This is a genomic window from Nocardia sp. XZ_19_369 (assembly GCF_015355715.1).
Classification (GTDB): Bacteria; Actinomycetota; Actinomycetes; order Mycobacteriales; family Mycobacteriaceae; genus Nocardia.
The window spans coordinates 584090-607741 of the sequence record NZ_JACVED010000005.1 but is presented as its reverse complement, the minus strand read 5'-3'; the positions used below and the strand labels follow the sequence as shown (position 1 = coordinate 607741).

Below are 23652 nucleotides of genomic sequence, written 5' to 3'. Positions count from 1 at the left end.
TCAATTCATGGATCGAACGAACGATGCCGCACGACTAGCGATTTCGGACCAGCGGCCCGCGGCGACATCGGAAGGGGAAACAACGTCGGTACCCGCCGTGACGGCAATCGCGCCCGCGGCAAGGAATTCGGCGGCGTTCCCCGCATTGACGCCCCCGGAAGGGATGAGCGCCACGTCAGGGAATGGACCACGCAGGTCCTTCAGGTAGCCAGGGCCGAGCGCCCTGGCGGGGAAGATCTTCACCGCGGCCGCACCGAGATCGAGCGCGGTGAGCACCTCGCTCGGCGTGAAAGCGCCCATCACGACCGGGATGTCGTGCTGCGCGGCGACTTCGGCGACATCGGTGCGCAGTCCCGGGGTGACCAGGAACCGCGCGCCGCTGTCGATGGCGGCCTTGGCTTGTTCGCCGGTGAGCACCGTGCCGACACCGAGCACCGCGCCCTCGGCCGCGGTGGCCGCGGCAAGATAACCGAGCACACCCGGTGTGGTGAAGGTGAGCTCCAGCGCCCGAATCCCGGACGAGGCAAGCGCTTCGGCGAGCGCGACCGGATCGGGGATCTCCGGTGCGCGCACCACGCTCAGCACGCGGTCGGCGCGGATGGCCTCGATGGCCGAGGTAGTCAAGATGTCTCCTTTCGCGAGGCGTCCATGCGCAGCGCGCGTCCGGCGAGAGTGCCGGTGGGCGAGCCGTTTTCGATGGCGAACTCGCCGTTGACGAGCACGTGCCGGATCCCGCGCGCCTGCTGCTTCGGATTGTCGAAGGTGGCGGTGTCCACCACGGTGGCGGGGTCGAACACCACCAGATCGGCGGCGTAACCGGTGCGGACGAGCCCGCGGTCACGCAGCCGCAGCCGAGCGGCGGGCCGGCCGGTCAGGTGGTGCACACAGTCTTCGAGCTCGAGCACACCGAGTTCGCGAACGTAGTGACCGAGGTAGCGTGGGAAGGTGCCCCAGGCGCGCGGGTGCGGCCGAGCCGGGGCGAGCAGCGCGTCGCTGCCGCCCATGTGCCCGGGGTGCACCATGATCGCGCGCACGTTCTCCTCGTGCCCGACGTGTTGCAGGATGCTGGTGGCCAGCTGGTCGCGGCGCAGCAGGTCGAAGAACACCTCGACCGGCGCCATGTCGCGTTCGGCGGCGATCTCGTCCAGCCGCTTGCCGACGTAGTCCTCGAGTTCCACGTTGGCTACGCCGCTGATCTGGATGGTTTCCCATTCGACGGTCACGCCGTGACAGCCGTCGGACCCGTTCACGTTCACGTCCACGGCAATTCGCGCCCGCGTCTCGGGATCGTCGAGGCGGGCAAGTGCCGCGTCCGGGCCACCGGACATCGCCCAACTCGGCAGCAGCGCCGACAGTGTGGTCGCGCCGGGAAGATATGGGTACGTGTCCAGGGTGATGTCGCAGCCCTCGGCGCGCGCGGCATCGATCAACGCCAGGAATTCCGGTGCGCGACCACGATTCACGTGGAAGTTCATCGTGGCGTGGGTCAGGTGCAGCGCGCAGCCGGTGCTCTTGGCCAGCTCGATCATCTCCGCGTACGCCTCCAGCGCGCCCGCGCCGTAGGACCGGGTATGCGGCGCGTAGAACCCGCCGAACTCGGCGACCACCGTGCACAGCGCCGCCAATTCGCCGGTGTCGGCGTACATTCCGGGCGTATAGGTGAGCCCGCTGGACATGCCGACGGCGCCCTCGCGCAAGCCCTGCGCGAGCAGCTCCTGCATGCGGACGATCTCCGCCGCGGTCGCCGGACGCTGTTCGGCGCCGACCACGAGCAATCGCAGTGTGCCCTGCGGCACCAAATAGGCTGCGTTGGGCGTGATCCCGCGGTCGAGCCGGTCCAGGTATTCGCCGACGGTGCGCCAGGAGAAGTCGAGATCGGCGGGATTGCCGTTCCACCCGGCGATTTGGCGCCGCACCACCGCGAGGGTGGCGTCGTCGATCGGGGCGTAGGACAGCCCGTCCTGTCCGATCACCTCGGTGGTGATGCCCTGGCTGACCTTCGGGAAGTGCCCGGGCTCGGTCAGTAGATGCAGGTCCGAGTGGGCGTGCATGTCGATGAAGCCCGGGCACAGCGCAGCGCCCGGACCGGCATCGATGACCCGGTCGGCACCGGAGATACTGCCCGGCTCGGCGATGCGCGATATCCGCCCCTGCTCGACGAGCACGTCACCGCGAAATCGCGGTGCGCCGGTGCCATCGATGATGTCGATGTCGCGAAAGAGTAAGTCCGTCATGATCCGCGGCTCAGAAGAAGGTATGCAGGAAGTCGACGACCCGCGGCGACGGCGCGTCGGCGTCCTCGATGACCGGGATGAGCCGCCACTTGTCGAAGGCGGTACAGGGATGCGACAGACCGAGCCGCACCACGGCGCCGACCGGCAGCTCGGTGCCTGCGGGCAGCCGCAGGAACGTGTGTTGATCGTTCAGCGCGGATACCGTCGCGGCCGGGTCCAGCGCCGAACCTTCCGGTCCCGCAACGCGTTGCGGGACCGGAAGCCCCTCATCGAACGGCAGGTCGCGCCGGCCCGCGTCCAGCAGCGCCAGTTCCGGCTCCGGGCGCGACAGCGTGCGCGCCCAGCCGTGCATGGCCGAGCGGAGCGGCTTCTCGCTGCGCGTCGCGGCGAACGGGGAGATGCCTGCGTAGAAACCGTCGTCGTGGATGATGTACGCGCCGGAGCGCAGCACCACCGAGGTCGGAACACCCTGTGCACCTTGCTCATCGGCGAGGCCGGCGAGGCGCTCGACGACCAGGTCCGGATACGCACTGCCGCCGGCGGTCACGATCGCGCCGTCCGGATACTGTCCGGCGGCGGCGAGTTCACGGTGCAGGCGGGCGAGTTCGTCGAGATAGTGCCGCACCGTATCGGTGGCTCCAGGCGTGCGGTCATGTGCGAGCGCGCCTTCGTAGCCACCGACACCGGCCAGCGTCAGCCGCTGCGCCTCGGTGATCGCCGCCGCGACGTCCCGCGCCTGCTCGACCGTGCGTGCGCCGGTACGGCCATGCGGCCCACCGAGTTCCACCAGCACCCGGACCTGAGCCGTGCCCGGCGCGGTCCGCAGGTGCTCGTCCATCAGCACGACGGTTTCGACGCTGTCCGCCCAGCAGACGAACTCGAAGGCAGGATCCTTCGCCGATTCCGCGGCGACCCAGTGCAACCCGACCGGGTCGACGAACGCGTTGGCCAGCAGGATCCGGCCGACCCCGAACGAGCGCGCCACCTGCACCTGCCAGATGGTGGCCAGCGTGATGCCCCAGCAACCCGCGGCCAGCTGCTGCGCCCAGAGTTGCGGCGACATAGTGGTTTTGCCGTGCGGCGCGAGTTGCACGCCCGCGGCACTCGCCCAGTCGGCCATGACGGCGATGTTCGCCGCGACGGCCGACCGGTCGATGGTCAGCAGCGGCGTCTCGAACTGCGCGAGCTCCGGTGCGGTGGCGAGGAATTCGCGCACGGTGCGACCCCAGGCAGCGGGCGGCAGCCCTTTGTGCTCGGGACCGAGCGTCCGGTCTCCTAGTGCTGCTACGACGTCTTCGTCGATCGCCACGGCATTCCTTCCCAGCGAATTCACATCTTCTTACATAGCATCTCGCTATTGCATATCTTGCAATGCTTGTTGCGCATCGTGTTTCGTGTGGTTATTCTGCACGGGATGGCCGGTGGCCGCAAGCACAGGAAGGAGATCGGTGTGACGTGGCCTACGTCGACCCGCCCACGGGCGGTAACCGTCGGCGAGGGACTTGCCGTGCTGGTCGCACAGCCGGGACCCCTGGAGGAGTCGGAGATCTTCGAGCGGACGGCGGGCGGTGCGGAGGCGAACGTGGCCACCGTGCTGCCGCAGCTGGGGGTCGACACGGCCTGGTTGTCGCGGGTGGGCGACGACGGATTCGGCCGATACCTGCTCACCCACCTCACCGAACGCGGCGTCGACGTGTCGGCGGTCGTCACCGATCCCGGCAGGCCGACCGCGGTGTACGTCAAGGAACGCGGGAGCGGCTCGGGCAAGGCCACCGACCTGGCCGAGCGGGCGAGCCGCATGCTGTACTACCGAACCGGCTCCGCGGCCAGCGCACTCTCCCCTGCCGACCTCGAAGCGACCCCGGCGGCACGGCTGCTCGCGAACTGCGACCTGGTCCACTTCACCGGGATCACCACCGCGCTCTCGGCGTCAGCGACCGCGCTCACCGAGGCACTGCTCGTCCTTCCCCGCGACGGCAGGCTGGTGAGTTTCGACCTGAACTTCCGGCCCGCTCTATGGGCCGGGCGCGCCGAGAAATCCGCCGACGTGCTCGCACGACACGTGCGCGGCTGCGACGTGGTCTTCCTCGGCGCGGACGAGGCCGGTGCCGTGTTCGGCACCGACGACGCCGACGAACTGCGCGCGCTGTTCCCGGAACCCGCGCAGCTGATCGTCAAGAACGACGCGCACTCGGTCACCGGATTCGACGGCGCACACCGCGTCGAGGTGCCCGCGCTCGGGCTGGAGGTCACCGAACGGATCGGCGCGGGTGACGCTTTCGCCGGCGGGTACCTCGCCGCGCTGCTGCACGGCCGGCCGCTGGCGCAGCGACTGCGCTTCGGCCACCTCTGTGCCGCCGCCGCGCTCACCGGAACCGGCGACGGCGCGCAACTGCCCGCACCGGCAATACTGGAACGGTTGGCCGCGGTGGACGAAACCACCTGGGCCCAACTGCATTACAACGACACCGTCATCGAGAATGTGGCCTCATGAGCGAGCCTGCTTTGAGTCACCCTGAAGTCAGCGAGTCACAGTCATGAGTCAGAGTTTGTCGCGTGCGTTGACCATTCTTGTTGCCCTCGGCGAGGATTCGCGATCGCTGGACCAGCTGGCGACCCAGCTCGGCGTGCACAAATCGACGGTGCTGCGGCTGCTGCAGACGATGGAGGCGCAGCGCTTCGTCACCCACGACCACCAGCACCGGTATGTGCTCGGGTCGCGGCTGTTCGAACTGGCCAACCGCACGCTGGAGCAGCGCGACGTGCGCACCCTCGCGCGGCCGCACTTGAGCGCGTTGAACGCCGACACCAGGCAGACGATCCACCTCGCCACCTACGAATCCGGCGACGTCATCTACATCGACAAGCTCGACGCCACCCAGAGCGTGCGGATGTACTCGCGGGTGGGCCGACCGGCCCCGCTGCACTGCACCGCCGTCGGCAAGGTGCTCATCTCCGCGCTGCCCCGCCCGGAATGGCGGGTCATCGCCGAGAAGATCGACTTCCACCCCTTCACCGAACGGACCATCCGCACGCCCGAGCGCTACCTGATCGAGCTGGAAAAGGTTGCCGCCCTGGGTTACGCGGAGGACCACGAGGAACACGAGAGCTTCGTCAACTGCATCGGCGTCCCGGTGCGCAACGGCACCGGCGCGGTGGTCGCCGCGGTCTCCATGTCGGTGCCGGACATGCTGCTCGACCACGACCAGGTCCTGGCCCAGCTGCCGCGGGTTCGCGCGGCGGCCGACGCCATCTCCGCCGAGCTCGGCTGGATTCCCGGCCGAGCCACCACCGCCACGAAAGGCTGACCATGAGTGAGAAGATCGCCGTCCGCACCACCGACGCGCCCGCACCCGCGCACACGTTCTCCCAGGGCGTACGCAAGGGACCGTTCGTGCAGGTCTCTGGACAGGGTCCGGTGGACCCGATCACCAACGAGTACCTGTACCCGGGCGATGTTGCGGCGCAGACCATCCGCACGCTGCAAAATGTGAAGGCGATCGTCGACGCGAGCGGGGCGACGTTCGACGACGTGGTGATGCTGCGCGTCTACCTGACCACCCGCGACGACTTCGCCGCGATGAACGAGGCCTACGGCGAGTTCGTCAGCGCGAACACCACCGGCGACGTATTGCCCAGCCGCACCACCGTTTTCACGGGACTGCCGCGCGCGGAGATGCTCGTCGAGATCGACGCGATCGCGATCGTCACCGAGTAACGCGACACCGCGCACCAGAACGAAACAAGCCGCCCCGACCCACGAATGGGTCGGGGCGGCTTTGCCGCGTCGCGTAGTCAGCCGCGACGCGGAGCCTCGATTCGGCTGCCGCCGTCAGACTTTGGCAGCCAGTTCTTTGTCGATGGAATCGACGTCCGCGTCTTCGTCGGCGGCGGCGGGCACCACGTGATCCAGCACTTCGCGGCCGACCATGCCCGCGCCGGGGATCGCATCCAGCAGTTGGCGAGTGTACGGATCGGCGGGTGCGGTCAGCACCTCCTCGACCGGGCCCTGCTCCACCACCCGGCCGTCGCGCATCACCACGACCTCGTGCGCCAGCGCCCGCACCACCGCCAGGTCGTGCGAGATGAACAGATAGCTGACGCCCAACCGCTCCTGCAGCGACGCGAGCAGCGTCAGGATCTGGTCCTGCACAAGCACATCCAGCGCCGACACCGCCTCGTCACACACCACCAGCCGCGGCTCGATGGCCAGCGCACGGGCGATCGCGACACGCTGCCGCTGGCCACCGGAGAGCTCGTTCGGGTACCGGTGCGCCATCGCCGCGGGCAACGCGACCTGTTCCAGCAGTTCGGAGACCCGCGCCCGGCGGGACTCGCGATCACCGATACCGAAGGCGCGCAACGGTTCCGCGATCAACCGCTCGACCGTCCACATCGGATCCAGCGAGGCGTACGGATCCTGGAACACCGGCTGCATCGACAGCCGCGCCGCGCGCAGCTGCGGACCGCGCAGCCCCACCATGTCGACACCGTTGAGCTTGATGGAGCCGGAGGTGACGGGCACCAGGCCGAGCACCATCCGCGCCGTCGTGGTCTTGCCCGAACCCGACTCGCCGACGATCGCCGTGGTGCGGCCGCGGGCGATGGTGAACGACACATTGTCGACCGCGCGCAGCACACCACCGCGGCTGCGGATCCGGTATTCCTTGCTGATGCCGGAGACCTCGAGGATCGGGGAATCCTTGAGGGACTTGGTAACTGCGGGCTCAGCGGCGAGCTTCTCGACGGAGATCTTCTCGTCGGCGGTCTTGTCGACGGAAACCGCTTCGTCGGCAGTCTTGTCGGCAGCAACCTTGTCGACGGAAACCTTTTCCTCGGAAGGCTTCTCGTCAGCGGCCTTCGTGTCGGCGGATTCCCCGTCGACGGCCGTCGTGTCGGCGGCTTCCCCGTCGACCGCCTTCTCGTCAGCAGCCCTCTCGTCGGCAGCCTTCGCATCAGCGGCTTCGTCTTCTACGGCCTTGTCGCCAGCAGCCTTCTTGGCAGCCTTCGCCTGAGCCGCTTCGTCGCCGGCAGCTTTGTCGTCAGCCAACTTGTCGTCGGCGACGCTTCCGTCGGCAGCCACTGTGGCGCCGGCCTTCTCATCGACCACCGTCTCGTCGGCTACCTCGCCGTCGGCCGCCTTCTCGTCCGACGGCTTGTCGTCAGCCGCCTTCTCTTCAGCGGTCTTCGCGACAGCGGCTTCCCCGTCGACGGCCTTCTCGTCAGCTACCGTCTCGTCAGCAGCCTTCGCACCAGCGGCTTCATCTTCAACGGCCTTGTGGTCGGCCACCTTGCCATCGGCGATCTTTTGGTCGATGGCGTCTTCGTCGGCAGCCTTGTCGTCGGCAGCTGTTTCGTCAGCAGCCTTTTCATCCGCGGCCGTGCCGACAGTTGCCTTCTCCTCGGCAACCTCTTCAGCCACTTTCGCAGCGGCAACCTTGCCGTTGGCGGACTTCTTCGCGGCACCCTTCTTACCGGCGCTCTTGCCTTCGTCAACCTTCGTGTCGGCGGCCTCGGCAACAGCCTTGTCCTCGACCGGCTTTGCGTCATCGATCTTGTCGGCAGCCGCCTCGTCGCCAGCGGCTACCGCATCATCGGCAGCCGTCTCCGTCGCCACAGCGTCTTCGCTACCGGCACCGGCCTTCTCACCGGCACCCTTCGCGTCACCCTCGGCAACCGAACCGTCGACAACCGCGTCGTCACTCTCGGCGACCACACCTTCAGCAGCCTCGACCGCCTGATCCGCCACCACCGGATCCGCCCGCCGCGGCGCGATCAACGCCGGTGCCGCCGCGACCAACCGCCGCGTGTACTCCTCCTGCGGATCCGTCAAAACCTGTCGCGCAGGCCCGGATTCGACGATCTTGCCGTCGGACATCACGACCACCCGGTCGGCCCGCTCGGCGGCGAGACCCAGGTCGTGGGTCACCAGCAGCAGCGCGGTGCCGAGCTCCTGGGTCAGCTTCTCCAGGTGGTCCAGGATCTGCCGCTGCACGGTCACGTCCAACGCCGAGGTCGGCTCGTCCGCGATCAGCAGGTCCGGGCGGCAGGCCAGGCCGATGGCGATCAGCGCGCGCTGGCGCATACCGCCGGAGAACTCGTGCGGATACTGCCGCGCTCGCCGGGCCGGTTCGGGCAGGCCTGCCTGCCCGAGCAGCTCGATGGCCCGTTCCTTCGCCTCGCGCCGTGAGCAGATCTTGTGCGCGAGAAGGGTTTCGGCGACCTGGCGGCCCACCCGCGAGACCGGGTTCAGGTTGGACATCGGGTCCTGCGGTACCAGCCCGATCTCCTTGCCGCGCAGTCCGCGCAGCACCTTCTCGTCGGCGTGGGTGATGTCGGCACCGCGCCACCGGATGGTGCCGCCGGTGACCCGGCCGGAGCCGGGCAGCAGACCCATGATCGCGTGTGCCAGTGTCGATTTGCCGGATCCGGAGGCGCCGACGATGGCGACCCGCTCCCCCGGCTGGACCACCAGGTCGGCGCTCTGCACGGCGGTCACGTCGCCGAACGACACCCGCAGATCACTGATCTCCAAGAGTGGTTCTGTCATTGCGGGCTCCTTCAGCGCCGTGTCTTCGGGTCGAGAGCGTCCCGCAGGGCGTCGCCGAAGAGGTTGAATCCCAAGCAGATGATCGCGAGCGCCACACCGGGGAAGATGCCCGGCCACGGCGTGCGGAGCAGGTATTGCTGTGCGTCGGACAGCATGATGCCCAGGCTGGGCGCGGGCGGTTTGATGCCGAGGCCGAGGAAGGACAGGATCGCCTCGCCGAGCACCGCCGTCGGCATGATCACCGTGGCCTGCACGATGATCGGCGCCAGCGAGTTGGGCAGGATGTGCTCGCCGAGGATGCGCCAGGACGGCACGTCCATGGTGTTGGCGGCGAGCACGAAGTCGGTTTCCTTGAGCCGCAACGTTTCCGCGCGCACCACCCGCATCATGATCGGCACCTGGGCGATGCCGAGCGCGATGGCGGCGTCGGCCAGGCCGCCGCCGTTGATCGCGGTCAGCCCGACCGCCAGGATGATGAAGGGGAACGCGAGCAGCACGTCGGACAAGCGCGACAGCACCATGTCCGCGGTCCGCCAGTAGCCCGACAGCAGGCCGAGCGGCACGCCGATGAGCACCGCGCACAGCACCGAGAGCACGCCGACCTGCAGCGAGGCCCGGGTGCCGTAGAGCACCCTGGAGAAGATGTCGCGGCCCAGATCGTCGGTGCCCAACAGGAATCCGACGGTGCCGGGCTGCTGGAACGGAGTCGAGAAGTGCACCTCGCTAGGCGAATACGGCGCGAGCAACGGCGCGAAAACGCCTACGAAGATCACGATCAGCAGCAGCACCGCGCCGACCATGCCGAGCGGGTTGTGCCACAGCTGGCGCAGCACGCGGCCGCGCACCGCGGCCAGCGGCGGGGTCTGCAGGACCGGGTTCGGTTCGGCGGTGGTGGTGGTGGTCTCGACGACCGGGGTGTCGGTGACTGTCATTGCGCCCTCCCGGACACTCGCACGCGGGGGTCGATCACCGTGTACAGCACATCGACCAGCAGGTTGATCACGATGTAGGACGCGGCGATCACCAGGATGACCGCCTGGATCACCGGGTAGTCGCGGGTGAACACCGAGTCGAGGGTGAGCTTGCCCATGCCGGGCAGGCTGAAGATGCGCTCGGTGACCACCGCGCCCGCGATGAGCCCGCCGAGCTGCAGGCCGACGATCGTGGTGACCACGATCAGGCTGTTGCGCAAGCCGAATCGGAAGATGACCGCACCGCGGCTGAGGCCTTTGGCCCGGGCCGTACGGACGAAGTCCGCAGTCAGCGTCTCCACCATCGACGAGCGGGTCTGGCGCTGCACCACCGCCGCGTGCGCGAGGCCCAGAATGATCGCGGGCAGCGTGAGGAAGTAGAGGCCGCGCAGCGGATGCTCGAACGGCGAGACGTAGCCCGAGGCCGGGAACCAGTTCAGCTGCACCGACAGGTAGAGCACCGCGAGGATGCCGACCCAGAAGGTGGGCACCGACAGCGCCATCAGCGAGAACCCGTTGGCCGCCCACTCGGGCCAGCGGCCGCGGTACACCGCCGCGAGCACGCCGCCGATCACGCCGGCCAGCACCGCGATGATCATGGCGTACAGCGCGAGCTGCATGGTCACCGGCAGCGTGGTGCCGATCATGTCGATCACCGGTGTGCCGGTGCGGATCGACTTGCCGAAGTCGCCGGTCAGCGCGTGGGTGACGAACTCGAAGTACTGCACCGGCAGCGACCGGTCCATCCCCAATTCGGCACGAACCGCGGCGAGGGCGGCTTCGTCGGCCTGCTCGCCCGCCAGCGTCGTCGCCGGATCACCGGGCAGTGCGCGCACCCCGATGAAGACCACGATCGAGGCGAGCACCAACGTGACAGCGGACTGCCACAGACGGTGGAACACATACTGCAACATGGATTTTCAGCCCTTCCGATCCGCGACGAACGCGGCCTTGCCGAGCCGGACAGCGCCGTCGGCGTACACCTCGATGCCCGTCACCCATGTCGAGTGCACGGTCAAGTTACGCAGACGGTAGGTGTAGATATACGGGTTCTCCCGCTGAATGAATCGCACCGCCTGCTCATATAGCGCGCCGCGTTGCGCGGCGTTCGTACTGTGTGCGGCCCAGCCCAGGAGGTCGTCCAGGATGGGCGAGTTGTATCCGCTGTAGTTACCGTTCGAACCGGTGGTGAGGAACCGGGCGGTGTTGCCGTCCGGGTCGATTCGGCCGGACCAGCCCAGCAGCAGGGCCTCATACGTGCCGCGCTTCTGCGCGTCCAGCATCGTCGAGTACTCGGCGGGCACGAGCCGAAGATCGAACCCACCCTCCGCGACGCTGTCCCGCAACGCCTGCGCGTACCGCAGGTGGTCGGGGACGTTCATCACCTGCAACGTGATCGGGTACGGCAGCTGCACACCCGCCTCCTCGAGCAGCTCCCTGGACCGCGCCGGATCGAAGGCCGGGCACGCCGTGCTGGCGCGGGTGGCGTACGAGGTGCGAGGCGCGATCGGCGTGCAGGCGGGCTCGTACCAGTTGTTGAACGCCTTCTCGACCAGTTTCTGCCGGTCGATACTCAGCGACAACGCCAGCCGGACGCGGGCGTCCTTGGCGATCGCGGTATCGATCGGCTTGACCGGTTTGCCCGCGCCGTCGACATTGCCGATATTGATGTACATCCCCTGGAAGCCGAACGATCCCGAGGTCAGCACACGCAGCTGCGGCAGTTTGGCCAGCGTGTCCACGTCCTGCGGGGACATGGTGTCGGCCACCTGGATGTCACCGGAGCGCAGGTTCGACTCGCGCATCTTCGGATCGGTCATGATCCGGTAGGTGATCGAATCGAAGTGCACGTTCTTCGCGTCGTAGTACAGCGGGTCGCGTTCCACCTCGATCGAGGTCTGCGGGACCCGCTTGACGAACTTGAACGGGCCGACGCACACCGGGTGATCGCCGAAGTTCTTGTCCTTCTCCTTCAGCGCGGTGGGCGACATGATCATCCCGGCGCGGTCCGCGAGCGCGGCGGTGATCGGCGCGAACGGCTGGTTGTACCGGATCACCACGTGCGTCGAGTCGGCCGCCTCGATCTCGCTGATCGCACCCATCTCACCGGTGCGCTGGGAGCCTTCCATCTTCCAGTGCCTGGTCAGGCTGGTCTCGACCGCGTCGGCGTTGAACGTGGTGCCGTCGGCGAACTGGATCCCGCTGCGCAGCGGGATGGTCACCGTCAGGCCGTCCGAGGAGATATCGGGCAGAGCGGTGGCCAGCTGGGGCACCAGGTTGCCGGACGCGTCGTTGTCGTAGAGCTTCTCGCAGACCGTGCTCATGACATAGCGCATATAGAGCGAGCTGGATGTGGTCGGATCGAGCTTGTCGGGTTCGTTCGACAGGCCCATCACCAGATCACCGCCCTCACGCACCGGCTGCGTGCCTACGGGTGTGCCGTAATCGTCGACGTGCGTTGCGGTCTCGGTGGTGTGTTGCGTCGGTGCGCAGGCAGCGAGGACGGCGGCGACGACACCGAGCACCGCCATCCGAGTGGAGCGAACGAGCATGCGCTACAACATACTTCAACACGCTGCATTTTTCGCCACCACCGTTTCTTTTTGTACATTGTTCTCTTAGCAGCCATCATCGGAAATCGTGGCGGGCGGAAATCGATACGGAAAATAGCGGTCCGGCGATTCCGGACCGCTAATTCCTGTGCGGTGTTCGACTATTGCGCTGCCGCGCCTTTTCAGTCCTTCTCGTCGAGGAAGGCGGCCTTTCCGAGCCGCACGACACCGTCCGCGTAGGCCTCGATGCCGGTCACCCGCTTGGTGTGCACGGTGAGAACCCGGATTCGGTAGGTGTAGAGGTACGGATTCTCCTGCTGAATAACCTGCGTCGCCTGCCCGTACAGCTCGGCACGCTTGGCGGTGTCGGTGGTGCGCGCCGCCTGGGACAGCAGTTCGTCCAGCTTCGGCGAGCTGAAACCGCCGTAGTTGCCGCCCGAGCCGGTGGACAGGAAGCGGGTCATATTGGCATCCGGGTCGAGCCGGCCCGACCAGCCGAGCAGCAACGCCTCGTAGGTGCCGCGCTTCTGCACGTCCAGCAGCGTCGAGTATTCGGCGGGCACGATCTTGAGGTCGAAGCCGCCTTCGGCGACGTTGGCCTGCAGGGCCTGCGCATACCGAAGCTGATCCTGCGAATTGGTGACCTGCAGCGTGATCGGGTACGGCAGCTGCACGCCTGCCTCGGTGAGCAATTGCTTCGACCGCTGCGGATCATAAGGCGGGCAGGCGATTCCGGCGGGCGTCGCGTAGGTGCTCTTCGGCACGATCGCCGAACACGCAGGCTCGAACCAGTTGTTGAATACCGTGTTGACCAAGGTCTGCCGGTCGATACTCAGCGAAAACGCCTCACGGACTTTGGCGTTCTTCGCGAGCGGAGTGTCGATCGGCTTGGCCGGTTTGCCGACGCCGTCGACATTGCCGATATTGACGTAGATGCCCTGGAAGCCGAGCGAGCCCGTCTCCAGCAGGTTCAGGTCCGGGTCCTTGGCCAGCGCATCGACGTCCTGCGGGGAGATCGTGTCGGCGACCTGAATGTCACCGGAGCGCAGGTTCGACGCGCGAATGTTCGCGTCGGCCATGATTCGGTAGGTGACCGTATCGAGATGCACGTTCTTCGCGTCGTAGTACAGCGGATCGCGTTCCACCACGATGGAGGTCTGCGGGATTCGCTTGACGAATTTGAACGGGCCGACACACACCGGGTTGTCGCTGAAGTTCTTGCCTTCGTCCTTCGCGAGCGCGACGGGCGACATGATCATCCCGGCCCGGTCCGCGAGCGCCGCGGTGATCGGCGCGAAGGGCTTTTTGTAGCGAATCACAACGCGGGTCGGGTCGGCCGTCTCGATAGCCGCGATCGGACCCATTTCGCTGGTTCGCTGCGAGGTTTTCATACTGAAGTGCCGCTGCAGACTGGTCTGCACCGCGGCCGCGTCGAACGCGGCGCCGTCGGCGAATTTGATTCCGGTGCGGACCGGGATGGTCACCGTCAGTCCGTCCTCGGACACGGTGGGCAACGCGGTCGCCAACTGCGGCACCAGATTTCCGGACGCGTCGTTGTCGTAGAGCTTCTGACAGATCGAGCTCATGACATAGCGCGTGTAGAGGGAACTGGAGGTGGTCGGGTCGAGCTTGTCGGGTTCGGAGGAAAGGCCCATCACCAGGTCGCCGCCCTCACGTACCGGCTGCGATCCCACGGGTGTGCCGTATTCATCTGTGTGCGTTGCCGTTCCAGCGGGGTGCTGAACCGGTGCGCAGGAAGCGATGGCGGCGGCGGTAACGCCGAGCACCAGCATCCGTGTGAAGCGAGCGAGCATGCGCTACAAGATACTTCAAGGTTTCGTACTTTTCTCGCCGGGTATTCCTTTTCGTAGATTGTTCTCGTTTTTGTCATCGGACGAATCGGAGCACCTCTACAAATGACACGACAAATAGCGGTCCGGCGTTCCCGGACCGCTATTTGTTCGAAAGTTCAGTTATCGTCCCGCGGCGTAGCCCTGCATGCCCCGGGGATTGGCTCCAGCTGAAAGTACACCGTTCTCCCGGTCGCGGGCCACCGCGCACAACCGGCCCTCCGACCACGGACCGCCCACCGTCACCCGGTGGCCACGGCGTTCGAGGTCGTCGATGACGTCGCTGCCGATCCGCGACTCCACCACCACCGAGCCCGGGCTCATCGCCCGCGGATAGAACGAGCCGGGGAAGCTCTCCTGATGCCAGTTCGGTGCGTCGATCGCGCCTTGCAGATCGAGTCCGCCACGCACTTTTTCGCGCATGGCGACGGCCAGGAAGAAATGCAGGCTCCACTGATCCTGCTGATCGCCGCCCGGGGTGCCGAACGCCATGACGGCCTCACCGTCGCGCAGCGCCAGCGACGGGCTGAGCGTGGTGCGCGGACGACGGCCCGGCGCAAGCGAATTGGGCAGGCCCGGTTCCAGCCAAGCCATCTGTAGTCGGGTGCCGAGCGGGAAGCCGAGCTCGGGCACCACCGGATTGGATTGCAGCCAGCCACCACTGGGCGTCGCCGCGATCATGTTGCCCCAGCGGTCCACGATGTCGAGCTGACAGGTGTCGCCGCGAGTGGCACCGGAGGCGGCCACCGTCGGCTCGCCCGCGCCGCGCGGAACATCCACGGCCCCAACGGAATTGGTCTGCACGTAACCACTCAGCCTGGGGCGCTGGCCATCCGGGCTGCCCGGGCGCAGTTCGTAGGACGCCTGCGGCCCGATCAGCGCGCTGCGCTGCGCGTTGTACCAGGGGGAAAGCAGCGTCGCGAGCGACACCTGGGTGCTGTCGCCGTACCAGGCCTCGCGGTCGGCCATCGCGAGCTTCGAGCCCTCGATCAACGTGTGGTAGTACTCCGGCGTGCCGTACTCCAGGCGTTCCGGCAGCAGCGCGAGCTGTTGCAGCATCACCGGACCCTGGCTCCACAGGCCCGGCTTCGCGACGGTCCAGCCGTTCCAGGTGTAGGTGACCGGATTCTCGTAGGTGGCACTGAAATTCGCGAGATCGTCACCGGTCAGCGTGCCGATGTTCCGCTCGCCGGAGGTGTCCATGGTCGGCCGCGCGGCGGCGGCGACCAGCGCCTCGGCGATGAAGCCCTCCCGCCAGATGCGGCGCGCGGCTTCGATCTGGGTCTCCCGGTCGGTGCCTGCGGCCTCGGCCTCGGCGATCAGCCTGCGCCAGGTCGCGCCCAGCGCGGGGTTACGCAGCAATGCGCCTGCGGCGGGCGGCTTTCCGTCGCGCAGGTAGATCTCCGCGGAGGTGGTCCACTCGTTCTCGAACAGGTCGGCCACCGTCTCGACGGTCTCGCCGATCCGGTCGACCGCGGGATGGCCGCGCTCGGCATTACCGATGGCATAAGACAGCACGTCGGCGAGCCGCATCGTGCCGTGGTCGCGCAGCAGCACCATCCAGGCGTCGAACGCGCCGGGCACCGCGGCGGCAAGCGGACCGGTGCCGGGCACCAGGTCCAGGCCGAGTGCGTTGTAGCGGGCGATCGTCGCGCCGGCCGGAGCCGGGCCCTGACCGCACAGCACGCGCGGCGGCAGGCCGGCAGGTGCGAGAATGATCGGCACCTCACCGGCCGGGCCGTTCAGATGGGGCTCGACCACGTGCAAGACGAACCCCGCGGCGACCGCCGCGTCGAACGCATTGCCGTCGTTCTCGAGTACCGCCATCGCGGCGGCCGAGGCGAGCCAGTGGGTGGACGACACCATCCCGAAGGTGCCCTGCAAGGTAGGACGCGTGGTGAACACCTGGTGAGTATCTCCCCGGAGCGGTACGTACGTCCAAGACATCTATGGCACCAAACCGATAGCCTACGGTTATGGAACGCAGGCAACTCGAGTACTTCGTCGCGATCGTCGAGCACGGCGGGTTCACCCACGCTGCGCGGGCTTTACGGGTAGCCCAGCCGTCGCTGTCGCGGGCGATCGGCAAGCTGGAGCGCGAACTCGGGGTGGCGCTGTTCCATCGGGTCGGCCGCAATGCCGTGCTGAGCAATGCCGGGGAATTCATGGCCGACCGGGCGCGCCAGGTGCTGCGCGATCTGGATGCGCTGCGGGCCGCCGCGCAGGCCGTCGGGGCGGGCGTCGTCGGGCGCGTCGACGTCGCGGCCACCTCGTCCTCCACGCTGGAACCAGTGATCAGCACCATCGCGGACCTGCGCGAGCATCACCCCGGGCTAACGGTGGGCACCTGGTCGGCGCTGTCTGCGGCAGAGGTGGTCGCCATGGTGTTGCGCGGGCGCTGCGAGGCAGGGGTATGCGGCAGCGCGGAACGCCCTGCGGGGCGCGGGCTGGTGGCCCACCATCTGCGCGACGAACAGTTCCTGCTGGTGGCGCCGCCGGGCACCAAGATCGGCACCGATGGCACAGTGACGCCAGAAGACCTGCGCGGCATGAGCTTCGTGATCACCCAACCGGCCACCGCCGTCCGGGCCCGGTTCGATCGGCTCGCCGCCACCGTCGGCGATCTGCGCATCGCCGCCGAGGTCGGCGACCGCAGCGTGGTGCTGCCGATGGTGCTGCGCGGCATCGGCGCGGGGCTGATGCCCGACGGCTGGCACGACCTGGCCTGCCGGGCTGGAGCCGAGGTGTATCGGTTCGACCCGCCGGAGAAGCTGCCGCAGTGGTTGGTACACCGCGGTGGACCGCTCACCGCCGCGGCGCAGGCGTTCATCGACACCACGCTGAGCCATGCCGCCCGGGCGCGCGAGGCGGTGTAGTCCGGCTAGCCGGAGTTGCGCAGCGCGGTGGCGAGGCCGTTCATCGTGAGCAGAATGCCGCGCTTCACCAACTCGCTGTCGTCACCCGCGCGAAGCCTGCGCAGCAGCTCCACCTGCATCTGGTTCAGCGGCTCCAGATATGGGAAGCGGTTGTGGATCGACTCGGCCAGCGACGGGTTGTCGGCGAGCAGGTGATCGTTGCCGGTGATGGCGGCGTGCATGCGGATGGTCCTGGCGTGCTCGTCGCGGATCATGCCGAAGATCTTCTCCCGCAACGCCGCATCCTCGACCAGCTCGGCGTAGCGGGCGGCGATATCGAGGTCGCTCTTGGCCATCACCTGCGCCAGGTTCGACAGCACGGTGCGCAGGAACGGCCAGCGGCGGTACAGGTCGGTCAGCGTCGCGAGCCGCTCCGGATCGCCACCGATCCATTCCTCCAGCGCGGTTCCGGTGCCGTACCAGCCGGGCAGCATCACCCTGGCCTGGCTCCAGGACATCACCCACGGGATGGCGCGCAGATCTCCTACCGAGTTCGTCGGTTTACGGGAGGCGGGCCTGCTGCCGATATTCAGGTCGCCGACCTCGGCCACCGGGGTGGACTGCCGGAAATACTCGACGAAACCCGGTGTTTCGTGCACCAGCCGCGAATACGCCGCGCGGGCCCGGTCGGCCAGCTCGTCCATCAGCTCGTAGGACGGCTCCGCGTCCAGCCCGAGCCCCTCCACGTCGAGCAGCGTCGACTCCAGCGTGCCCGCGATGAGCGACTCCAGATTGCGATGTGCCGCACCGGGTTCGGCGTACTTGGCGGCGATCACCTCGCCCTGCTCGGTCAGCCGCAGCGAGCCGTGCACGGCACCGGCGGGCTGGGCCAGGATGGCGTCGTAGCTGCGGCCACCGCCGCGGCCGACGGTGCCGCCGCGACCGTGGAAGAGCCGCAATCGAATTCCGGCTTTGCGCGCCACCTCGACGAGGTCTAGCTCGGCGCGGTACAGCGCCCAGTTCGCGGCCAGGTATCCGCCGTCCTTGTTCGAGTCGGAGTACCCGAGCATCACCTCTTGCCGCATCCCGCGCGCCGCGACCAGGTCGCGGTACACCGGAACATCCAGTGCGGCAGCCAGAGTCGCCGCGCCCGCTCCGAGGTCCTCGATCGTCTCGAACAGCGGGACGATGCCCACCGAGCAGTGCGGCGGGCCGTCCGGCTCGCCGGGATCGAGCAGGCCGCCCTCCTTGAGCAGCAGCGCCGCCTCCAGCATGTCGCTGACCGAGGTACACATGCTGATGATGTAGTTGGGCACCGCCTCGGTGCCGAAGGTGTCCACCACATCGCGTGCGGCGCAGACGATGTCGACTTCCTTGCGGGCCAGCTCGCTCAGCCTGGCGTACGGGCCGAGCAGCGGGCGACGGGTACGCAGCTCGTCCGCGAGCAGCTCGACGCGCTCGTGTTCGGACAGGCTCGCGTAGTCCGGATGCACACCGGCCCAAGCCAACAGCTCGGCCACGACCTGTTCGTGCACCTCCGAGTTCTGCCGCATGTCCAGGCCTTGGAGGTGGAAGCCGAAGGTTTCGATGGCATGTCGCAGCGCGGCGAGCTTGTCGTCGGCGAGCAGCCCGTCACCGCTGGCGCGCAGCGAGGCGTCCACGGCGTCGAGATCGTCGAGCACCGCCTGTGGCGTCGGATACGGTTCGGCGCCGACATCCAGGCCGTTCGGCGGCACGTCGCCGAGGGCGCGGCGTGCGGTCGCCGTCAGCCGGGCCCGGATGCTGTGCACCGCACGGCGATACGGCTCGTCGGCATGGGTCGACGGGTCGGGGTAGCCGGCTTCGGCGAGCGCGGCCACCGCAGGCGTGACCGGGACCAAGCGCGCCGACAACGCCAGCGCCTTCTCCAGCTCGACCAGGTCGCGCAGGTACCGCGCGAAGGCGACGGTCGCGGCCTGGTGTCCGGCCTGTCGCACGACATCGGCTGTCACATAGGGGTTTCCGTCGCGGTCACCGCCGATCCACGAGCCGGGCCGCAAGATCGGCCGCGGCAGCAGCTCGACGCCGGGGAAGCGCGAGCGCAGCGCGGCGCGCACCTCGGCGTTGATCGCCGGGATCACGTCGAACAGGGTGATGTCGTAGTAGCGCAGACCCACCGAGATCTCGTCCTGGATCCGCAAGCGCGCCAACCTGATCAGCGCGGTGCGCCACAGGCCGAGCACCTGCCTGCGGATCTGCTGCTCGTACTCGACGCGCTCGCGCTCGGTGTCGGCGTAGCGCTGACGCAGCCGCATCAGCTCGGTGATCCTGGTCTGCCCGTCGAAGACGGTGCGGCGGCGGGTTTCGGTGGGATGCGCCGTGATCACCGGGGACACCAGCGCGTCGGCCAGCAGATCGGCGACCTCGGCACCGTCCAGCGCCGCCGCGTCGAGCTTGCGATAGGTGGCGGCCAGCGACGAATCCTGCGGCGGCTCACCGGCCGCCTCGTGCGCCTTGCGGCGGCGGTCGCGCTGAATGTCCTCGGCCAGGTTGGCCAGCAGCACGAAATAGCTGAACGCGCGGATCAGCGGGAGCGCCACCGCGATGTCGACACCGTCGAGCATCTCGGCGACCGCGCTGCGCTCGACCTCCGCGCGGCGCACCCGGAAGGCCTCGATGCGCACCCGCTCGATCAGATCGAACACCTCGGGGCCCTCGTGGTCCCGGATGGTGTCGCCCAGGACGCCACCGAGAAACCGGATGTCGTCGCGCAGCGGCCGGATGGCGTCCTGTTGCGTCTCGCTCGTCGATTCGCCCATGATCAAACAGTATTGCCGTCGGCGACGCGGTGGTATGCGACGGAGCCCACACCGTGTCGCCGTCGGCGGCCGGTAACGCTCAGCCGAGCACCTGGGAGAACCGCAGGTGGTTGCCCCACGGGTCGCGGAAGCCGCAGTCGCGCATGCCGTACGGCTGGGTGATCGGCTCCTGGGTGACCTCGACGCCCGCGTCGCGCAGCCGGGCGAAGGTGTCGTCGGCGGATTCGGTGGTGAAGATCAGCATGCCCGCCGCGCCGTTGTTCAGGCGGGACTCGGCCGCCTGGCGGGCCGTGTCGTCGGGCACCATCGCGGGGGTCTCCAGCAGGAACTCGATGGTGGGCTGGCCGGCCGGGCCGACCGTCAGCCAGCGGCCGCCGGGGAACGGCATGTCCTGGCGGAGCTCGAGGCCGAGCAGGTCGCGGTAGAACTCGAGGGCCTTGTCCTGGTCGCCGACGAGCACGCCGACGTGGGTGAGGGCGAGGTCTTTGCCGTTGCTCATGGTGTGTGTTCTCCTTCGGTAAAGCGGGACAACATTATCGACGGCGCGGCCGAGCGGAATTCATCGCAGGTCGTGGTGTCGCTGACCACAGCCCACCGAGGCCTACCCTTTCGGCCAGTACCAGGGCGGCTGATCCAACATGCCCTGGCCCGCGATGGTGGTCGCGCCGTTCTCCTTGACCAGCTCGATGGTCTGCAACTCCGGTGTGCTCTGCGCCAGCGCGGTGACCAGCGGCCGGGCATGGGTGACGACCACGACCTGGGTGTCCTCGGCGACGGTGGCGATGAGCTCGGCGAGCGGCACGAGCAGTTCGGGGTGCAGGCTCGTCTCGGGTTCGTTGAGGACCAGGAGTTCGGGCGGGCGCGGGGTCAGCAGCGCGGCGACCAGCAGCAGGTAGCGCAGGGTGCCGTCGGACAGTTCGGCGCCGCCGAGTGGGCGCAGCAGTCCGCGCTGATAGAGCGCCAGCTCGAATCTGCCGTCGTAGTCGACGATCTCGACCTCGCTGCCGGGGAACGCGCGGTCTATCGCCTTGTCGAGCAGGTGCGCGTCGCCGATCTCGCGGATGGTCTGCAGGGCCGCCGCCAGGTCGGCGCCGTCGTGACCGAGGACGGTGGTGCGGGTGCCGATCTGCGGCGACCTGGCGGGCGCGTCGGCGTCGGTGCGCAGGTGGTCGTAGAACCGCCAGGACCGGATGCGCTCGCGCAGCACCAGCAGATCCGGCGCGCTCTGCGGATCCGCCAGCTCGCTGAGCATGCTGTCGAACGGTTGCAGCGTGTGCGGCACCATCGCCCAGCCACCGTCGTCGGCGCGCAGGCGCACCACCGGGCCGCCGCGATCCGCGAGCAGGGTCGAGGGGCGCAGCACCGGCCCGGCCCAGACCGCTTCGGCCTTGATCACCGGGTCGAGATTGAACTTCGATTCGCTGTCGGGGGTCGGCGTGCCGAGCTCGGCCGCGTACCCGAAGTCTTCGCCGGCGAAGCCGACCCGCAATGCGGCATCACCGCTGGGCGTGCTGCCCTGCCCCGCCCAGCGCGCCGATGCCACGCCGCCTTCGCGGGCCAGCGCGGCGATCGCTCCGTTGCGCGAGAAGTCCGCCAGCAGCCGCAACGTCCGATAGAGACTCGACTTCCCACTGCCATTGGCCCCGGTCACCACGTTGAGCCGCCCCAGCGGCATCGCCAGCTGTCGCAACGATCGGTAGTTCTCGATGGCCAACGTCCGCAACATGACCCCAGGCTAACGATCCGCTACGACATGCGCCGGGCTACAACTGCCGGATCACCCGCGCCGGATTACCGGCCGCGAACACCCGCGACGGCAGGTCCCGGGTGACCACACTGCCCGCCCCGACCACGGTGTCGTCGCCGACCGTGACACCCGGGCACACGATGACCCCGCCGCCGAACCACACATTGTTGCCGATCCGGATCGGCGCCGCGGTCTCCCACCGCTGCCTGCGCAGCTCGTGATCTTCCATCGGATGCAGCGCCGTCAGCAGCTGACATCGCGGACCGATGGACACATCGTCGCCGATGACGATCGGCGCGCAATCGAGCAGGATCGCATCGTAATTCAGGAAGCTGTTCGCCCCGATCTCGATGAGATACCCGTAGTCGCATTGGAATCGCGGCATGATCCACGACCCCTCCCCCAGCTTCCCGAGCAGTTCGCGCAGCACGGCGTCGCGCCCCGCGCCCGCCTCGGACCGGTTGAACTCCGCACAGAGCGCCTGCGCCCGCTGCCGCTCCGCCACCAACTCGGCGTCGTTGTCCCGGTACAACTCCCCGCGGAGCATCCGCTCCTTCATCTCGCCCACCCCGCCACCCTAGACACCGAACGGGACATGACGGCGACAGCTGTCGCGATCATGTCCCGTTCGGCGGACAGTGGTTACGCAGGTAGTCCCTGCACGGATAGTCGATGGAAGAGGACCTGCTCGAGCAAGGCGACGAGCACCTCTTTCACCGATTCCCGGTCGCGCGCATCGCATTCCAGCACCGGGATCCAGTCGTCGAGTTCCAGCGCCTCGCGCACCTCGCCGAGGTCGAAATGCATGCCGTTGTCGAAGCGGTTGACCACCACCACGAACGGCGTCTGCTTCTCCTCGAAGTAGTCCAGCACCGGGTAGCAGTCGCCGATCCGGCTGGTGTCCACCATGATCACCGCGCCGAGCGCGCCGTCGACCAGGTCGTCCCACAAAAAGACGAATCGGTCCTGGCCCGGCGTACCGAACAGGTACAGGATCAGCGAGCGGTCCAAGGTGATTCGGCCGAAGTCGAGCGCGACCGTGGTCTGCGTCTTCTCCGCGCGCCGGCCCGGATCGTCGACGCCGATCGCGACCTCGGTCATCGCCGCCTCGGTGACCAGCGGCTCGATCTCGGAGATGGCACCGATGAACGTGGTTTTGCCGACGCCGAATCCACCGCTGATCACGATCTTCACCGAGGACGGCATCGTCGGGGCGGGCGGCGGGTTGTCAGAGTGCCCGTACAAGGTCCCTGATCCTCTCGATGGCAGCGGTGGACAGTTGATCGGCCTCACGCACCGTCGCGTAGCCCCCGGCGACGAGGTCGCTCACGACGACCTTCGCGACACCGACCGGAACGCGCAGCGCGGTACCGATTTCCGCGATGGAGTGCGGCTGCTGGCACAGCTGCACCACGGTGCGCTGCTCGAACTGCAGCGGTGCGGACAGCGCCGAAGGCGGTGCCTGCACCAGGGTTTCGATGCGCAAACCGTCCATCAACGGCGTAGTGCGCCCCGCGGTGACGACAAAGGGACGCACAAACTGTTCATCACTGTCGACAAGCTCTTCGGCCGGGGCTTCTTTTTGGCCTGGACGATCCGGATCGAACCATCCGAACATCTGGTTCATCGGGATCATCCGCGGGTCCGGCAGCCTCGGCCGGTCAGGATCTCTCATCTTCGCAACGTCTCTCGCAATTCGGAAATCAACGTCGGGTCAAGGAGCGACCCGGCGCGTTCGGCCAGCACGGCCATTTCGTAGCCGACCAGACCGACATCGCAGTTGCCGTCGGCGATGACGCCGAGGCAACTGCCGTCACCCATGGCCGAGACGAGCAGGAAGCCCCGCTTCATCTCGATCATGATCAGTTTGAGCCCATCGAACGAGTAACTGCGCGATGCGCTCTTGGCGAGGCTGGCCAGACCGGACACCATGGCGGAGAGCCGGTCGGCTGAGGTGCGGTCCAGACCATCGGACATCGCGATGAGCAATCCGTCCGAGGAGACCGCCACGGTGTCGCGGACGCCGTCGGTTTCCCGGACGAAGTTGGCGAGCATCCAGTTGAACGTGTGCGGGTCGGCGCTCGGCAAGTGAGTG

The 23652-nt window shown here is 67.8% G+C and carries 20 protein-coding genes and 1 pseudogene; 4 read left to right on the top strand and 17 right to left on the bottom strand.

Features of this window, described 5'->3' with window-relative positions:
* The 3 genes from IBX18_RS21715 to IBX18_RS21705 are packed head-to-tail and all read right to left on the bottom strand — an operon-like array spanning position 1 to position 3543.
* The gene (locus IBX18_RS21715) at positions 1 to 624 is read right to left on the bottom strand and encodes a bifunctional 4-hydroxy-2-oxoglutarate aldolase/2-dehydro-3-deoxy-phosphogluconate aldolase (RefSeq protein WP_194835368.1); all 624 of its coding nucleotides are present in this window, start codon (positions 622 to 624) and stop codon (positions 1 to 3) included.
* Positions 621 to 2234 (bottom strand): amidohydrolase family protein, encoded by a 1614-nt coding sequence (locus IBX18_RS21710; protein WP_194835367.1) that lies wholly within the window; start codon positions 2232 to 2234, stop codon positions 621 to 623. Before IBX18_RS21710 ends, IBX18_RS21715 begins: the two co-directional genes overlap by 4 nt.
* A gap of 10 nt (positions 2235 to 2244) precedes the next feature.
* A complete protein-coding gene (locus IBX18_RS21705; RefSeq protein ID WP_194835366.1) occupies positions 2245 to 3543 on the bottom strand; it encodes an alanine racemase in 1299 nt (432 codons plus the stop codon).
* 141 nt (positions 3544 to 3684) lie between these two features.
* Between IBX18_RS21705 and IBX18_RS21700 the strand changes: the two genes are divergently transcribed.
* From IBX18_RS21700 to IBX18_RS21690, 3 genes are read left to right on the top strand one after another with little or no spacing between them, the layout of a single operon-like run.
* Positions 3685 to 4728 carry a sugar kinase gene (locus tag IBX18_RS21700; protein WP_306796348.1) on the top strand — a complete coding sequence of 348 codons (1044 nt, stop codon included), beginning with the start codon at positions 3685 to 3687 and terminating at the stop codon, positions 4726 to 4728.
* 43 nt (positions 4729 to 4771) lie between these two features.
* On the top strand, positions 4772 to 5542 hold the full coding sequence (locus IBX18_RS21695; protein ID WP_194835365.1) for an IclR family transcriptional regulator: 771 nt from the start codon (positions 4772 to 4774) through the stop codon (positions 5540 to 5542).
* A 2-nt stretch (positions 5543 to 5544) separates the two neighbouring features.
* Positions 5545 to 5952 carry a RidA family protein gene (locus tag IBX18_RS21690; RefSeq protein ID WP_107655337.1) on the top strand — a complete coding sequence of 136 codons (408 nt, stop codon included), beginning with the start codon at positions 5545 to 5547 and terminating at the stop codon, positions 5950 to 5952.
* Positions 5953 to 6066: 114 nt separating this feature from the next.
* On the opposite strand, the gene IBX18_RS43460 is transcribed toward IBX18_RS21690, so the two are convergent.
* The 7 genes and pseudogenes from IBX18_RS43460 to IBX18_RS21655 all read right to left on the bottom strand — a co-directional run bounded on the left by IBX18_RS43460 (position 6067) and on the right by IBX18_RS21655 (position 16062).
* Positions 6067 to 7317, bottom strand: coding sequence for an ABC transporter ATP-binding protein (locus tag IBX18_RS43460; protein ID WP_373889216.1), 1251 nt, complete (start codon positions 7315 to 7317; stop codon positions 6067 to 6069).
* A 615-nt stretch (positions 7318 to 7932) separates the two neighbouring features.
* A pseudogene (locus IBX18_RS43455) lies at positions 7933 to 8784 on the bottom strand (ABC transporter ATP-binding protein); the annotation flags it as partial.
* Between the two features lie 11 nt (positions 8785 to 8795).
* The gene (locus IBX18_RS21675) at positions 8796 to 9716 is read right to left on the bottom strand and encodes an ABC transporter permease (RefSeq protein ID WP_194835364.1); all 921 of its coding nucleotides are present in this window, start codon (positions 9714 to 9716) and stop codon (positions 8796 to 8798) included.
* On the bottom strand, positions 9713 to 10657 hold the full coding sequence (locus IBX18_RS21670; RefSeq protein WP_246180830.1) for an ABC transporter permease: 945 nt from the start codon (positions 10655 to 10657) through the stop codon (positions 9713 to 9715). The genes IBX18_RS21675 and IBX18_RS21670 overlap by 4 nt, the downstream gene beginning before the upstream one ends.
* A gap of 18 nt (positions 10658 to 10675) precedes the next feature.
* On the bottom strand, positions 10676 to 12307 hold the full coding sequence (locus IBX18_RS21665) for an ABC transporter substrate-binding protein (protein WP_194835363.1): 1632 nt from the start codon (positions 12305 to 12307) through the stop codon (positions 10676 to 10678).
* A 182-nt stretch (positions 12308 to 12489) separates the two neighbouring features.
* Positions 12490 to 14121 carry an ABC transporter substrate-binding protein gene (locus tag IBX18_RS21660; RefSeq protein ID WP_194835362.1) on the bottom strand — a complete coding sequence of 544 codons (1632 nt, stop codon included), beginning with the start codon at positions 14119 to 14121 and terminating at the stop codon, positions 12490 to 12492.
* Positions 14122 to 14280: 159 nt separating this feature from the next.
* Complete coding sequence (locus tag IBX18_RS21655) at positions 14281 to 16062, bottom strand: gamma-glutamyltransferase family protein (protein ID WP_194835361.1); 1782 nt, start codon at positions 16060 to 16062, stop codon at positions 14281 to 14283.
* A gap of 71 nt (positions 16063 to 16133) precedes the next feature.
* On the opposite strand from IBX18_RS21655, the gene IBX18_RS21650 reads away from it, so the two are divergent.
* Positions 16134 to 17033 carry a LysR family transcriptional regulator gene (locus IBX18_RS21650; protein ID WP_194835360.1) on the top strand — a complete coding sequence of 300 codons (900 nt, stop codon included), beginning with the start codon at positions 16134 to 16136 and terminating at the stop codon, positions 17031 to 17033.
* 5 nt (positions 17034 to 17038) lie between these two features.
* Here the strand turns inward: IBX18_RS21650 and ppc are convergent, their stop codons facing one another.
* From ppc to IBX18_RS21615, 7 genes are all read right to left on the bottom strand, one after another.
* Positions 17039 to 19810, bottom strand: a complete 2772-nt coding sequence (ppc, locus tag IBX18_RS21645) for a phosphoenolpyruvate carboxylase (protein ID WP_194835359.1) — start codon at positions 19808 to 19810, stop codon at positions 17039 to 17041.
* A 79-nt stretch (positions 19811 to 19889) separates the two neighbouring features.
* On the bottom strand, positions 19890 to 20309 hold the full coding sequence (locus IBX18_RS21640; RefSeq protein ID WP_194835358.1) for a VOC family protein: 420 nt from the start codon (positions 20307 to 20309) through the stop codon (positions 19890 to 19892).
* 102 nt (positions 20310 to 20411) lie between these two features.
* Positions 20412 to 21536, bottom strand: coding sequence for an AAA family ATPase (locus IBX18_RS21635; RefSeq protein WP_194835357.1), 1125 nt, complete (start codon positions 21534 to 21536; stop codon positions 20412 to 20414).
* 37 nt (positions 21537 to 21573) lie between these two features.
* Positions 21574 to 22125 carry a sugar O-acetyltransferase gene (locus IBX18_RS21630; RefSeq protein WP_194835356.1) on the bottom strand — a complete coding sequence of 184 codons (552 nt, stop codon included), beginning with the start codon at positions 22123 to 22125 and terminating at the stop codon, positions 21574 to 21576.
* Positions 22126 to 22199: 74 nt separating this feature from the next.
* Positions 22200 to 22742 (bottom strand): ATP/GTP-binding protein, encoded by a 543-nt coding sequence (locus IBX18_RS21625; RefSeq protein WP_373889215.1) that lies wholly within the window; start codon positions 22740 to 22742, stop codon positions 22200 to 22202.
* Between the two features lie 43 nt (positions 22743 to 22785).
* On the bottom strand, positions 22786 to 23184 hold the full coding sequence (locus IBX18_RS21620) for a DUF742 domain-containing protein (protein WP_228541460.1): 399 nt from the start codon (positions 23182 to 23184) through the stop codon (positions 22786 to 22788).
* A gap of 44 nt (positions 23185 to 23228) precedes the next feature.
* Positions 23229 to 23612, bottom strand: coding sequence for a roadblock/LC7 domain-containing protein (locus IBX18_RS21615; protein WP_107660237.1), 384 nt, complete (start codon positions 23610 to 23612; stop codon positions 23229 to 23231).
* Between the last annotated feature and the right edge of the window lie 40 nt (positions 23613 to 23652).